A 12804-nucleotide genomic window follows, 5' to 3' on the forward strand; every position below is an offset into this window, starting at 1 on the left:
CGCATCATACGCCCCCCTTGGCAAGTCCTTTGGGAACCTCTTTATCGAACCACCCGCAACACCCTTCCCTTCTCCTCATCCGTCAGCAGATACAGCGCCCCATCCGGACCGGTCCTCACATCCCGGATGCGGGCGTCCAGTTCCTTGAACAGCACCTCCTGTTCTCCCGTCGGCACGCCATCGCGCATGGCGATCCGCCGTACGCTGCGTTCGGCCAGCGCCGACACGAAGACATCCCCGCGCCAGCCCGTGAACACGTCGCCCCAATACACCGTCATGCCCGACGGGGCGATGGACGGCGTCCAATACAACACGGCGGGTTGCAGGCCCGGCAGATCGAGATGCGGCGACACCTTGGCGCCGGTGTAGTCCACGCCGTGGGTGGCCACGGGCCAGCCGTAGTTCTTGCCCGGCTCCAGCAGGTTCAATTCATCGCCGCCCTTGGGGCCATGCTCGGCTGAATACAGCTTGTGATAGCGCGGTTCATAGACGATGGCCTGGACGTTGCGGTGGCCCAGCGTGAAGATCTCGGAAGCCACGCCGTCCTGGCCCGCGAAGGGATTGTCGGGCGGCACGCTGCCATCCCGGTTCACGCGCACGGAACTGCCCAGGTGATTGGAGGGGTCCTGCGCGCGTTCGCGGAAATCGAAGCCATCCCCCAGCGTCAGCACCAGCGACTTGTCGGGCAGGAAGGCGATGCGCCCGCCGTAGTGCGCCCCGCCCGATTTCGCGGGCAAGGCGCTGAAGACCGTCTGCACGTCCTCCAGCTTGCCGTCGGCCAGCCGTGCGCTGATCAGCCGCGTGTTGTTGGCGCTGGACGTGCCATAGGCATGGGTCAGGAAGATGCGCTGGTTCTGCACGAAATCGGGATCCAGCGCAACGTCCATGAGGCCGGCCTGGCCCGCGACGAAGACAGGCGGGACGCCTTGTATCGGCTTGTCGACCAGCATGCCTTCCGGGGTGATGTGGCGCAGTTGGCCGGTGCGTTCCGTGACGAGCATGCCGCCGTCGGGCAGGAAAGCCAGCGACCAGGGGAAATGCAATCCTTCCACCAGCGTCTGGACCTTGTAGGGCATGGACGGCTCGCCTTCCTTGGCCTGCGCCACCGGTGCGAAGACCGATGCGCCTGCCAGCAATGCAGCGCCGCCCAGGGCCGACATCACGGCGCGGCGGCAGCCGCCCAAGGCACTGTTGAATGTTCCCCGCATCATCCTGCTCTCCCTGCTACCGGTTTTGCCACGCGCCCCTGCACCCACAGCCGCGTCCAATAGGCATAGGCCCACGCGCCCAGCGCCCCGCTCGCAGCCACCGCCATCGCGCCCGCCCAACCGCGCGTGGCGGCGATGAGCGTGGGCATGGGGGCCGCGGCATTGGCCACTTCGAAGGCCGCCATCAGGCCGACCCAACCCGCCAGCGCGAACAGCGCGGCGCGCACCGCAAGGCTGCGTCCACGCGCAAGGAGGCCGGCCGTCGGCAGGGCGAAGAGCAAGGCCACGAAAGCCAGGCCGAACAAGGTGGGCGTGAAGCCGACGAGGTCCGCGCCGGTGGTGGCCACGCGGTCGCCGAACGTGACGGGCACCCCCAGCGACAGGATGTCGGCCAGGTTGATTTGGGTTTGAACGATGGTGCCCGACAGGGCCGCGACGGTGACCGCGCCCAGGAAAGGCGGGACGCGCCGCGCGAAGGCGACGCCAGGTGTGGGACGGTGCATGCTGCGCTGCCTCCGAAAGAAAGACCGTCGGGGGACGGGGCGAGCGTGCAGTGTACAGAAGCCGGACGCGCCGGCGACGCGGCGCTGACAGCCTGATACAAGCCGCCCGAAAGGTCTTGCACCTTGACGGGCGGCCAGGCGCTTCACCCTTCCGGACGGATGTTCGCCTGCTGGATCACCTGGGCGAATTTCTTGCGCTCGGCACGGCCGAACTCGGCATAGCGCGCCCGTCCGCCGCCGCCCTCCGCCGCGCCGAACTGTTTCAGGCGCTCGGCCACGTCGGGCAGGGCCAGGACCTTGTCGAGGTCGGCGCTGAGCCTGTCGGCCAGCGGCGCAGGCATCCCGGCAGGACCGTCGACCGCGAACCAGATGCTGGCCTCGAAATCCGGATAGCCCTGCTCGGCGATCGTGGGCACGTTGGGCAAGGATTCCACGCGCGTCTGCAGCGTCTGGGCCAGCGCGCGCACCTTGCTCGACTGGATCAGCGGCGTGGCGGTGGTCATGCCTTCGAAGGCGTAGTGCACATGCCCGCCCATCAGGTCGGTCATGAGCGGCGCCGAGCCCTTGTACGGCACGTGCAGCACGTCGATGCCGGCGCGCGCCTTGAATATCTCCAGCGCCAGGTGCTGGGCCGAGCCGCTGCCCGCCGAGCCGAAGATGACCTTGCCGGGCTGCGCCTTGCATTGCTCGACGAGCGACTTCAGGTCCTTGGCTGGCTGGTTCACGTTAGCGACGAGCACGGTCGGCGTCTTGCCGACCAGGGCCAGCGGCGTGAAGTCGCGGTCCACGTCGTAGCCCAGGTTGGGCTGCAGGCCGGGGGCGATGCCGTGGCTGTTGATGTGCGTGAGCAGCAGCGTATTGCCGTCGCCCGGTTGCTTGGCGACGAAGTCGGCGGCGATGACGCCCGCCGCGCCCGCGCGGTTCTCGACGATGACGGGGATGCCCCAGTCGGCAGCCAGTTTCTGGCCGATGAGGCGAGCCAGCACATCGGTGCCGCCACCGGCAGGGAAGCCGACGATGAGGCGCACCGGGCCGGACGGCAGCCCGGACGACGCCGCGGCGGCGCGCGCCAGCGAAGGCAGTGCAAGGGTGACGGCCGAGGCGGCGGCCGCGGCCAGGAAGGTTCTGCGTTGCATGATCTTGTCTCCTCGTCCGGCGGCCCGTGGCCGCGCGACTGTTGTCGTTGTCGTGATCCTGCTGCCCTGCGCGCCGCCGCCCCGTCTCTTGCGGGGCGTGCGGCGGCACTGCTCATTCCTCCGCCAAGCGGCTCAGCGCACGGTGACCCACTTGCCGGTCTTCGCCACCTCCTTCTCGTCGAAACCGAAACCCAGGCCCGGGGTCTGGTGCAGGATGACGCGGCCATTCTTGTGATCCAGCTGGCGATCCACCAGGCGGCGGAAGTTCAGCACCTGGTCATCCCAGAAGTATTCGACATAGCGCGCGTTCGGCGTGGCGGCCACCAGCGGCGCGTGCAGGTCATGGAACCAGTGCGGGCACACCACCACGCCATGGCTGGCGGCGGTGGCCGCAATGCGCTTCCACTCGGTGATGCCGCCGCACACGGCAGCATCCGTCTGCAGGATGCTGCACGCCTCCTTCTCCAGCAATTGCTTGTGGTACCAGCGGCCATAGCCGATCTCGGCGGTGGCGATGGGCAGGCGCGTGGCGCGTGCCAGGCGGGCGTGGTTGTCGATGTCGTCCGGACCGAAAGGCTCCTCGATGAAGTAGGGGTCGTATTGCTCGAAGCGGCGGATGTACTGCAGCGCCTGCGTCAGGTCCTCCCAGGCGTTGTTGCAGTCCATCATCACTTCCACGTCCGGCCCGACGGCCTCGCGCGCGGCCTTCAGGCGCGCCTCTTCCTCGCGCGGCGAGAGCCTGCCCGTCTTCATCTTGACGGCCTTGAAGCCCTTGGCGGCATAGCTGGCCATTTCCTCGCCGAGGTGCTGCGGGGTCTTGCCGTCCAGGTAATAGCCGCCGCTGGCATAGGCCGGCACGCTTTCCAGCTCGACGGCGCCCAGGTAGCGGTGCAGCGGCAGCTTGGCCGCGCGGGCGTTGATGTCCCAGATGGCGGTGTCCAGCGCGCTGATGGCCCGCAGCACGGTGCCCTGGCGGCCCTGCAGCAGCGACTCCTGGTACATGTCGCGCCACAGCGCTTCCACGGCGTGCGTGTCCTTGCCCAGCAGCACGGGCGCCAGCAGTTCCTGCACCGCGGCGCTGAAGATGCCGCCGGCGGCGCTGCCCACATAGCAGAAGCCGATGCCTTCGATGCCGTCGTCGGTGCGCACCTTGACCAGTCCGTAATGACGGGTGCTGACGCTGCGGTTGGAAAAGGAAGTGACTTTGTCCAGCGGCACGGCGGCGGCGCAGACGTCGATGGAAGCAATCTTCGGCACGGCGGATTCCTTGAAGCTTGGGGGTGAAGGATCAACCTGGCGGGTGCGGGCTGCACCGAGAGCCACGGCTGGCAGACCGATACTGGGCCGATCCAGACCACGCACCAACCTCTTTCCTGCGCATTCAGAACACGTTAAAAACTTCTTCTTTGACATGACGTGCCGCAAGCCCCCATGGACACCCGCTACCTGCACACCTTCGTCTGCGTCGTCGAACGCGGCTCCATCGCCGAGGCCGCGCGGCACCTGGACCTGACGCCCACCTCCGTCGCCCAGCGCCTGAAGGCCCTGGAGGACGACGTGGGCAGCCGCCTGATCGTGCGCGCCGGCCGCACGGTCAAGCCCACCGTGGCGGGCCTGCGCATCCTGGAACGGGCGCAGGGCGTGCTGCGCGAGGTGCGCGACCTGCGCTCGGCGGCCTCGGAAACCGAGCTGCCTGCCGGGCCGCTGCGCATCGGCGCCACGCCCACGGCGCTGACCGGCATCTTCCCGCCCATGCTGAAACGCTGGGTGGCGCGCCATCCGCACGTGGAGATCTATATCGAGCCCGCTTCCACCACCCTGCTCTACAGCCGCGTGCTGGCAGGCGAACTGGACGCGGCGGTGCTGGTGCATCCGCGTTTCGACCTGCCCAAGACCTGCGAATGGCGGGATCTGCGCGAAGAGCCGCTGATCCTGCTGACGCCCGAAACGATGACGGTGCAGGATCCCCTGCTGACCATCGCGCGCGAGCCCTTCATCCGCTATGACCGCAACGTGGTGGCTGGCAAGCTGGCCGACGACTACCTGACCGAGCACGGCCTGCGGCCCAAGGTGCGCTTCGAGCTGGATGGCATCGAGTCGATTGCCAAGCTGGTGTCGGAAGGCCTGGGCGTGTCGGTGCTGCCGGACTGGCCGGTAGTGGGACAGCCGTCTTCCGCGGTGAAGCGCTGGGCACTGCCCGCGCCCTTCCCTTCCCGCACGGTGGGCGCCATGTGGCTGCGCGCCAGCGTGCGTTCGCCTTTGGTGCAGGCGTTTCTGCACATGGCCGAGCCTGACTGAATTCGCGCTGGATTATTGCCTCGGCGGCAAGAGTCTTTTGGCCCGCGCTGGGTTGGAAGCCGCGCCTTGAAGTGCGACACTGCCAGGGCAGGACGCGCAGGGCGCGTCGTCTTCATTCATGCAGTCACCCACTTGCAAGGACACCCTCATGAGCACTCCCGCTTTCGGTCTTGGCACCTTCCGCCTGAAGGACCAGGCCGCCTATGACTCCGTCAGCCAGGCGCTGGACGCCGGCTACCGCCTCATCGACACCGCGCAGATCTATGGCAACGAGGCCGAGGTGGGCCGCGCGCTGGCCGACAGCGGCGTGCCGCGCCGCGACGTCTTCCTGACCACCAAGATCTGGATCGACAGCTTCTCGCGCGACAAGCTGGTCCCCAGCTTGAAGGAAAGCCTGAAGAAGCTGCGCACCGAGCAAGTCGACCTGACGCTGATCCATTGGCCTTCGCCCAAGGACCAGGTGCCCATGCAGGAATACCTGGAAGCGCTGGCCGACGCCAAGGCGCAGGGCCTGACCCGGGCCATCGGCGTATCGAACTTCACCATCGCCCAACTCGACCAGGCCATCGGCATCCTGGGTGCGAAGGAGATCGCCACCAACCAGATCGAGGTGCATCCCTTCCTGCAGAACCGCAAGCTGACGGCCCATGCGCGCACACGCGGCATCCACGTCACGTCCTACATGACGCTGGCCTACGGCAAGGTGATCGACGATGCCGTGATCAACGAGGTGGCCAGGCGCCACGGTGCCACGCCCGCGCAAGTGGCGCTGGCCTGGGCCCTGCAGCAGGGCTACGCGGTGATCCCGTCTTCCACCAAGCGCGCCAACCTGGAAGGCAACCTGAAGGCGCAGTCGATCACGCTGGACGACGAGGACATGAAAAGGATCGCCACGCTGGACCGCGGCGAACGCCTCGCGAATCCGGAAGGCATTGCACCGGCCTGGGATTGAACCCGCCAGCAAGAAAAGCAAAAGCCCGGCGTCGTGCCGGGCTTTCCCATGGAAGTCGGCGCGCTACTGCGCGGCCTCTTCGTCCAGGGAAGCGTCGTCCAGCGGCAGCAGTTGCGGTCCCAGCAGGTCCTGGATCAAGGGCAGCACCCGCGTCGCGGCGCGCTCGCCTTCGGCGATGGCAAGATTCGCGCGGTGGTAGTCCATGGCCGCGATGTTCGACAGCCTGGGCCGGATCATGACGTCGGCGGGCTCGCCGGCCAGGCGGCTCTGCGTGATGCGCACCTGCATGATGTTCAGGCTCGTGCCCAGCACGTCCAGCAGGGACGGCATCTCGGGCGCGGGCGGCTCGTCGGGATTGCCCGCGGCGGCGCGCGGCGCGGGCCGCAGCTTGCCCAGGAGCGTCGCCAGCACACCGGTCTTGTCTTCCTCCGGGGCCGCTGCCGTCGTCGCGCTGCGGCTGCGCCGGCCGATCAGGTCCCAGTTCAGGTCCACGGCAATCACGATGTCCGCGCCCATGGCGCGGCACAGCGACACCGGCACCGGGTTCACCAGCCCGCCATCGACCAGCAGCCTGCCCTTTTGCTGGGCCGGCGTGAACAAGCCCGGCAAGGCCATGGAGGCCCGCACCGCGTCGATGACCGGACCGTCGCGCAGCCATACCTCGCGGCCCGTCGACAGCTCGGTGGCCACGCAGGCGAATGGCTTGGGCAGGCCCGCCATGCCTTCGTCATCGAAATGCTGCTCGAAGAAACGCACCAGCTTGCTGCCTTCGATCAAGCCGCCGCCCATGCGCAGGTCCAGCATGCCGACCACGCCGCCCCAGGTGAGCTTGCCTGTCCATTCGGCCAGCCAGTCCAGCCGCCCGGCGGCATAGACCGCGCCCACCAGCGCGCCGATGGACGTGCCGCAGACCACGTCGGGCACGACGCCCGCCCGCTCCAGCGCGCGTATGACACCGATGTGCGACCAGCCGCGCGCCGAGCCGCTGCCCAGCGCCAGGCCGATACGAGGACGGTAAGCCATGCGCGCTCCTGCTTGGAAGAAAGCCAGGAGCTTAGAACACTTGGGCCCCGGCCCGCTACAGGCGGAAGTGCTGGCGCAGCGCCTCTTCCATGAGCGTCGCCGCGGGATCGGACGGCGTCGATGCCGCCCGCCACAGCACGACCTCATGCGGCGCAACGGCGGGCCAGCCTTCCAGGACCCGCATGGCGGCGGTGACGCGCGAGCGGTCCACCAGGCTGACCCCCAGTCCCGCCTCGACGCAGGCCTGCACCGCCTGACTGGACGGGCTGCTGAGCACCACGCGCCAGGACACGCCCGCGCGCGCGAGCGAAGCGATCATCGCGTCCCTGTACGGGCAATGCGCGGCATGCAGCGCCAGGGGAACGGGCGCCTCCAATGCCACGTCCGCGCCCAGACCCGCCACCCACACGGGCGTGGTCTGGGTGACGGCGCGCGCGTCCGGCTTGCGCCCGCGGGGCTGCACGAGCAAGGCCACGTGCAGCCGCCCGCGCTCGGTCTGTTCGCGCAACGACTGGCTGGGCGCGGTCGTCACCTCCAGCACGACATTGGGCCAACTGGCGGCGAAACGCGGCAGGATGTCGCGGATGACATGGCCCGCGTATTCGTCCGGCACGCCCAGCTTGAGGCGGCCGGCAGGGCTGGTGCCGTGCAGATCGTCCAGCAGCCTGTCATGCATGCCCAGCAGCGGCGCGGTGCCGGACAACAGTCGCTGGCCCAGGGGCGTCAGGCTGACCGACTGATTGTCGCGTTCGAACAGCCGCCCGCCCGCGACGGACTCCAGCCGCTGGATCTGCACGCTGACGGCCGCGGGGCTGCGGTGCACCTGCTCGGCCGCCGCGCGGAACTGGCCCAGGCGGGCCACGGCGTGGAAGGTGCGCAGCAGGTCGATGTCCAGGGCTGCCGTCATTATTTTGTTTTCCTTAATAACTGATAAAAGTAATCTTGCTTTATTGAATTACGATGCTGGCCTAAGGTCAAGGCATGCGGAATCTTTCACTTGCCCCCTCTCCTCCCGTCGTCATTCCCTTGCTGCTGCTCGAGGCCGGCCTCGTCATCGCGTGGAGCTCCGGCTTCGTCGGCATGCGCTTCGCGCTCGACCACGCGCCGGTATTCCTGGTCGTCTTCTGGCGTTGCGTGCTGCTCACGCTCTGCCTGCTGCCCTGGGTGGCACGGTCGGTGTGGCGCACGCCGGCGCCCTTGCTGCTGCGGCAGGCCGCCATCGGTCTCCTGGCCATGGCGTGCTACCTGGCGGGCGTTGCCAAAGGCATCGAGCATGGCGTGCCCGCGGGCATGGCCGCGCTGATCGCGGACCTCCTGCCCGTGGGCACCGCCCTGATCGCGGCCTGCGTGCTGCGGCACCGGCTGGGCCGGCTGACCTGGGCAGGATTGGGAATCGGCCTGGCCGGCACGCTGATCGTGCTGCGTGATGCCCTGGCGCTTGGCGACGCGCCGGCATGGGCTTACGCCATGCCCTTGCTGGGCATGCTGGCATTGGCCGTGGCCACCTTGTGGCAGAAGCGTGATCCATCCACGGCAAGCATGGATCTCCTGCCCACGCTGTGGATACAGTGCGCGGTATCCACGGTGTTCTTCGGCATCCTGGCGGGGCAGGAAGGCAGCCTTGCACCCGTCGCCAGCGGCGGCTTCGCCGCCGCGGTGCTGTGGACCGCCGTGCTTTCCAGCCTGGGCGGCTACGGCCTTTATTGGCTGTGCCTGCGGCGCAGCTCGCCCACGCGGGTTGCCAGCGTGCTGTACCTGAGCCCCGCCGCCACCTTGCTGTGGGCGTGGAGCCTGTTCGGCGAGCCGCTCACCTGGCTCATGCTGGCCGGCACCGCGGTGTGCGGCGCCGGCGTATGGCTGGTCGCGCGGGGAGAGTCACGGACGTGACATGCCCTGGATGGGAGGCGGGGCGGCATTCCGCGAGGAACGGCAGGCCCTGCTGCCGACCGACTCAGGCTGCCTCGTCCTTCATCAATTGGATGAAGCGGGCCTGCTCATCCGTCATTGCCTCGTCCGCGCGCGTCAGGATGCCGAATGGCGCCAGCGGGAGATCCAGCTTCACCGGCAAGGCCTTCACGATGCCCATGCGCAGATAGTCCTTCAGCGCCGACTCGGACAGCAGCATGATGGCATCGGTCAATTGCACCAGCTGCTGCATGGAATACACGGAACCGCACTCGATGACGTCGGCGGGCGCGGGCAACACCAGGCGCTGCAGCAGTTGGTCCAGCGCGATGCGCGCGGGGCTGGCGGTCGGCTGGAGAATCCAAGGCCAATCCTGCACCATCTCGTCCCAGCTCAGCTTGCGCCGCCGCGCCAGTGGATGTCCGCTACGCACCACCAGGATCAGCCGCTCGTTGCCAAGCTCCTCGAATACATAGGGACCGCTATCCGCGCTCGGATTGCGCCGCCCGATGGCCAGGTCGATCTGGCGCTGGTCCAGCAGGCGCAGCAACTGATCGCTGGTGTCCCCCATGATGCGGATGCGCAATTGGGGGTGCATGGCCTTGATCCGGGCCACCGCCGTCATCACCAGGTCCGGCGCCGCGCCCATGATGGTGCCGATCGCCAGATAGCCATAGCCGCCTTGCTGGCGCACCGCCAGGTCTTCCGCGCAACGGTCCAGCCCGGTGATGGAGGCCTCCGCGAACCGCAGCAGCTGTCTGCCCAGCGCGGTGGGCCGCATGCCGCGCGGCAGCCGCTCGAACAGCTGGCAGCCGAACATGTCTTCGATCTCGTGCAGCATGCGGGTAGCCGCCGGCTGGGACATGTGCAACGCGAGTGAGGCCCTGTGCAGGTTCTGGCTGGACCCAAGCGCGACGAGCATGTGCAGGTGCTTGTAGCGCAGACGGTTCAGCAGGCTGCGATGCAGCGCGGAAGGCGGTGGCGTCGTCGACATCTAAGTAATAACCTGAAGGTATCGCATGTGAACTATCTTTGATTGGTAGAGTATCAGTCACCGGTCTAGAGTATGTCCATATCAAGAACAGAAAAGCCGGAGACAAGATCATGCAGACCGCCCCCTCGTAAGACGTCCACGCTCGCCCAGCCCTCCCTGTCAGGCCCGCTTCGGACCGCATGCGTCATGCATGCGCCGGCCGGGCCATCCTGTTTCCAGGCGCCACGCTGCCTGGACGGTTTCGCCTCGAGGTTCGGAACACCGTGAACAAGCTCCCCGCCCCCCTGCTCGCCAAGATTTCCTGGCGCCTGCTGCCATTCCTCCTGTTGATGTACATCCTGGCCTTCCTGGACCGCGCCAACGTCGGATTCGCCAAGGCGGCATTCCAGGCCGACACGGGCATCAGCAATGCCGCCTTCGCACTGGGTGCGGGCATCTTCTTCGCCGGCTATGCCCTGCTCGAGGTTCCCAGCAACCTCATCATGCATCGCGTGGGCGCCCGCATCTGGATGTGCCGCATCATGGTGACGTGGGGACTCGTGTCCACCGCGATGATGTTCGCGCACGACGAGACGACCTTCTACATCCTGCGCTTCCTGCTGGGCGTGGCCGAGGCCGGCTTCTTCCCCGGCGTCATCCTGTACCTGACCTATTGGTTCCCGGCGGCGCACCGCGGGCAAGCCATGGGCTTCTTCTATTTCGGCGCGCCCCTCGCCTTCATCCTCGGCAGTCCGCTATCGGGCCTGCTGCTGGAAATGGACGGCATCGCCAACCTGTTCGGCTGGCAGTGGATGTTCGCCGTGACCGGGATCGTGACCGTGGCCGTGGGCATCTGGGCGTACTTCTACCTGAACAACCGTCCTGCCGACGCCACGTGGCTCAGTGACGACGAGCGCACGCTGCTGCAGGACATCCTGGACCGCGAGGAGCGCGCCAAGGGCCCCCAATCGCACAGCCTGCTGGCCGCGCTGACGCAACCCGCCGTGCTGTATCTCGCGCTGATCTACCTGCTGATCCAGGCCAGCGTCTATGGCGTCGTGTTCTACCTGCCGACGCAGGTGGCAGGCCTCCTGGGCATGAAGGTGGGCTGGCTGGTGGGCCTGGTCACGGCCATTCCCTGGATCTGCGCGCTGCTCGCCGCCTGGCTCGTCCCCGGCTATGCCGACCGCACGCAGCAGCACCGCCGTGTCGCCAGCATCACGCTGGTCGTGGCCGCCCTCGGCATGGCCGTGTCGGTAAGTTTCAACAGCCCCCTGATCGGCATCGCGGCCCTGTGCTTCGCCGCCGCGGGCTTCATCTCGGTGCAGCCGGTGTTCTGGACCTTCCCGTCGAGCACCTTGTCAGGAAGCGCCGCCGCGGGCGGCATTGCACTCATCAACTCGATGGGCGCGGTGGGCGGCTTCACCGCACCCATCGTCAAGAACTGGATCGAGGGCGCCCTCCAATCCCCGGCGGCAGGCCTGTACCTGCTTGCCACCACCACCCTGCTGGCCGCCATTCTGGTGCTGGGCGTGCGCGCGCGCGCCAACAGCGCCCTGCAGCCGGCCAATTGATTCCACCGAGCACGCAAGGAGCCTAGACCGCATGCGCAGCATCCCCACCATCAAGCAGGTCCGCGCCTATACCCTCAAGGGTGGCGGCGCCGACTACCACGACCAATCCGATGGCCACTGGATCGACGACCACGTCGCCACGCCGATGAGCAAGTACCCGGACTATCGCCAGAGCCGGCGCAGCTTCGGCATCAACGTGCTGGGCACGCTGGTGGTCGAGATCGAGGCCTCCGACGGCTCGGTGGGGTTCGCGGTGACCACGGGTGGCGAACCGGCAGCCTACATCGTCGAGAAGCACCTGGCGCGCTTCCTGGAGGGCGCCAAGGTCACGGACATCGAACGCATCTGGGACCAGATGTATTTCTCGACGCTGTACTACGGCCGCAAGGGCCTGGTCATCAACACGATATCCGGCGTCGACCTGGCGCTGTGGGACCTGCTTGGCAAGGTGCGCCAGGAGCCGGTGCACCAGTTGCTGGGCGGCGCGGTGCGCGACGAGCTGCAGTTCTACGCCACGGGCGCGCGCCCCGACCTGGCGCAGAAGCTGGGATTCATCGGCGGCAAGCTGCCGCTGCATCACGGCCCCGCCGAAGGCGAGGAAGGCCTGCGCAAGAACCTGGAGGAACTGGCCACCATGCGCGAGCGCGTGGGACCGGACTTCTGGCTGATGTGGGACTGCTGGATGAGCCTGGACCTGAACTACGCCACGCGCCTGGCCCAGGGGGCACGCGAATACGGCCTGAAGTGGATCGAGGAAGCGCTGCCGCCGGACGATTACTGGGGTTATGCCGACCTGCGCCGCAACGTGCCCGCCGGCATGATGGTGACCACCGGCGAGCACGAGGCCACGCGCTGGGGCTTCCGCATGCTGCTGGAGATGGGCTGCTGCGACATCATCCAGCCCGATGTGGGCTGGTGTGGCGGCGTGACGGAACTCATCAAGATCTCGGCCCTGGCCGACGCGCACCAGACCCTGGTGATTCCGCATGGTTCCAGCGTCTACAGCTATCACTTCGTCGCCACGCGCCAGAACAGCCCCTTCGCCGAGTTCCTGATGATGGCCCCCAAGGCCGACGAGGTCGTGCCGATGTTCCACCCGCAACTGCTGGGCGAGCCCGTGCCGGTCAAGGGCCGCATGCGCCTGTCCGAACTGGACAAGCCCGGCTTCGGCGTCGAACTGAATCCCGCGTGCGAACTGCATCGCCCCTACACCCACTGAGCGGGAGAACGTC

12 protein-coding genes are annotated in these 12804 nt (G+C 67.6%); 5 read left to right on the plus strand and 7 right to left on the minus strand.

What is annotated here, in order from left to right; genetic code table 11:
* Positions 1-41: 41 nt before the first annotated feature.
* From ODI_RS17300 to ODI_RS17315, 4 genes are all read right to left on the minus strand, one after another.
* On the minus strand, positions 42-1211 hold the full coding sequence (locus tag ODI_RS17300; protein WP_197707106.1) for a PQQ-dependent sugar dehydrogenase: 1170 nt from the start codon (positions 1209-1211) through the stop codon (positions 42-44).
* Entirely contained in the window at positions 1208-1711 is a 504-nt protein-coding gene (locus ODI_RS17305; RefSeq protein WP_067749996.1) for a hypothetical protein, read from the minus strand. Before ODI_RS17305 ends, ODI_RS17300 begins: the two co-directional genes overlap by 4 nt.
* A gap of 143 nt (positions 1712-1854) precedes the next feature.
* Entirely contained in the window at positions 1855-2847 is a 993-nt protein-coding gene (locus ODI_RS17310) for a Bug family tripartite tricarboxylate transporter substrate binding protein (RefSeq protein ID WP_067749994.1), read from the minus strand.
* Between the two features lie 132 nt (positions 2848-2979).
* On the minus strand, positions 2980-4104 hold the full coding sequence (locus ODI_RS17315; protein ID WP_067749991.1) for a mandelate racemase/muconate lactonizing enzyme family protein: 1125 nt from the start codon (positions 4102-4104) through the stop codon (positions 2980-2982).
* A 174-nt stretch (positions 4105-4278) separates the two neighbouring features.
* Here ODI_RS17315 and ODI_RS17320 point away from each other — a divergent pair, with 174 nt between their 5' ends.
* Positions 4279-5145 (plus strand): LysR family transcriptional regulator, encoded by an 867-nt coding sequence (locus tag ODI_RS17320; RefSeq protein ID WP_067749989.1) that lies wholly within the window; start codon positions 4279-4281, stop codon positions 5143-5145.
* Between the two features lie 148 nt (positions 5146-5293).
* The gene (dkgB, locus tag ODI_RS17325) at positions 5294-6097 is read left to right on the plus strand and encodes a 2,5-didehydrogluconate reductase DkgB (RefSeq protein ID WP_067749987.1); all 804 of its coding nucleotides are present in this window, start codon (positions 5294-5296) and stop codon (positions 6095-6097) included.
* Positions 6098-6160: 63 nt separating this feature from the next.
* Here dkgB and ODI_RS17330 read toward each other — a convergent pair whose 3' ends face one another.
* Positions 6161-7120 carry a patatin-like phospholipase family protein gene (locus tag ODI_RS17330; RefSeq protein ID WP_067749986.1) on the minus strand — a complete coding sequence of 320 codons (960 nt, stop codon included), beginning with the start codon at positions 7118-7120 and terminating at the stop codon, positions 6161-6163.
* A 55-nt stretch (positions 7121-7175) separates the two neighbouring features.
* A complete protein-coding gene (locus ODI_RS17335) occupies positions 7176-8027 on the minus strand; it encodes a LysR substrate-binding domain-containing protein (protein WP_067749984.1) in 852 nt (283 codons plus the stop codon).
* 74 nt (positions 8028-8101) lie between these two features.
* Here ODI_RS17335 and ODI_RS17340 point away from each other — a divergent pair, with 74 nt between their 5' ends.
* Entirely contained in the window at positions 8102-9007 is a 906-nt protein-coding gene (locus ODI_RS17340; protein WP_067749982.1) for a DMT family transporter, read from the plus strand.
* Positions 9008-9071: 64 nt separating this feature from the next.
* Here ODI_RS17340 and ODI_RS17345 read toward each other — a convergent pair whose 3' ends face one another.
* Positions 9072-10019: a LysR family transcriptional regulator gene (locus tag ODI_RS17345; protein WP_067749981.1), complete on the minus strand. Its 948-nt coding sequence runs from the start codon at positions 10017-10019 to the stop codon at positions 9072-9074.
* Positions 10020-10282: 263 nt separating this feature from the next.
* On the opposite strand from ODI_RS17345, the gene ODI_RS17350 reads away from it, so the two are divergent.
* Positions 10283-11572 (plus strand): MFS transporter, encoded by a 1290-nt coding sequence (locus ODI_RS17350; protein ID WP_067749978.1) that lies wholly within the window; start codon positions 10283-10285, stop codon positions 11570-11572.
* A 31-nt stretch (positions 11573-11603) separates the two neighbouring features.
* On the plus strand, positions 11604-12791 hold the full coding sequence (gene rhmD, locus ODI_RS17355) for an L-rhamnonate dehydratase (RefSeq protein ID WP_067749971.1): 1188 nt from the start codon (positions 11604-11606) through the stop codon (positions 12789-12791).
* Positions 12792-12804: the final 13 nt, after the last annotated feature.

Origin of the sequence: Orrella dioscoreae (genome assembly GCF_900089455.2) — a bacterium.
In the GTDB taxonomy this organism is placed as follows: Bacteria; Pseudomonadota; Gammaproteobacteria; order Burkholderiales; family Burkholderiaceae_B; genus Orrella; species Orrella dioscoreae.

Bases quoted from the DNA above. Each gene is read 5' to 3' on its own strand.
- ODI_RS17345 (WP_067749981.1), bottom strand. From the start codon at position 10,019: ATGTCGACGACGCCACCGCCTTCCGCGCTGCATCGCAGCCTGCTGAAC.
- ODI_RS17340 (WP_067749982.1), top strand. From the start codon at position 8,102: ATGCGGAATCTTTCACTTGCCCCCTCTCCTCCCGTCGTCATTCCCTTG.
- ODI_RS17305 (WP_067749996.1), bottom strand. From the start codon at position 1,711: ATGCACCGTCCCACACCTGGCGTCGCCTTCGCGCGGCGCGTCCCGCCT.
- ODI_RS17300 (WP_197707106.1), bottom strand. From the start codon at position 1,211: ATGATGCGGGGAACATTCAACAGTGCCTTGGGCGGCTGCCGCCGCGCC.
- rhmD (WP_067749971.1), top strand. From the start codon at position 11,604: ATGCGCAGCATCCCCACCATCAAGCAGGTCCGCGCCTATACCCTCAAG.
- dkgB (WP_067749987.1), top strand. From the start codon at position 5,294: ATGAGCACTCCCGCTTTCGGTCTTGGCACCTTCCGCCTGAAGGACCAG.
- ODI_RS17320 (WP_067749989.1), top strand. From the start codon at position 4,279: ATGGACACCCGCTACCTGCACACCTTCGTCTGCGTCGTCGAACGCGGC.
- ODI_RS17335 (WP_067749984.1), bottom strand. From the start codon at position 8,027: ATGACGGCAGCCCTGGACATCGACCTGCTGCGCACCTTCCACGCCGTG.
- ODI_RS17310 (WP_067749994.1), bottom strand. From the start codon at position 2,847: ATGCAACGCAGAACCTTCCTGGCCGCGGCCGCCGCCTCGGCCGTCACC.
- ODI_RS17330 (WP_067749986.1), bottom strand. From the start codon at position 7,120: ATGGCTTACCGTCCTCGTATCGGCCTGGCGCTGGGCAGCGGCTCGGCG.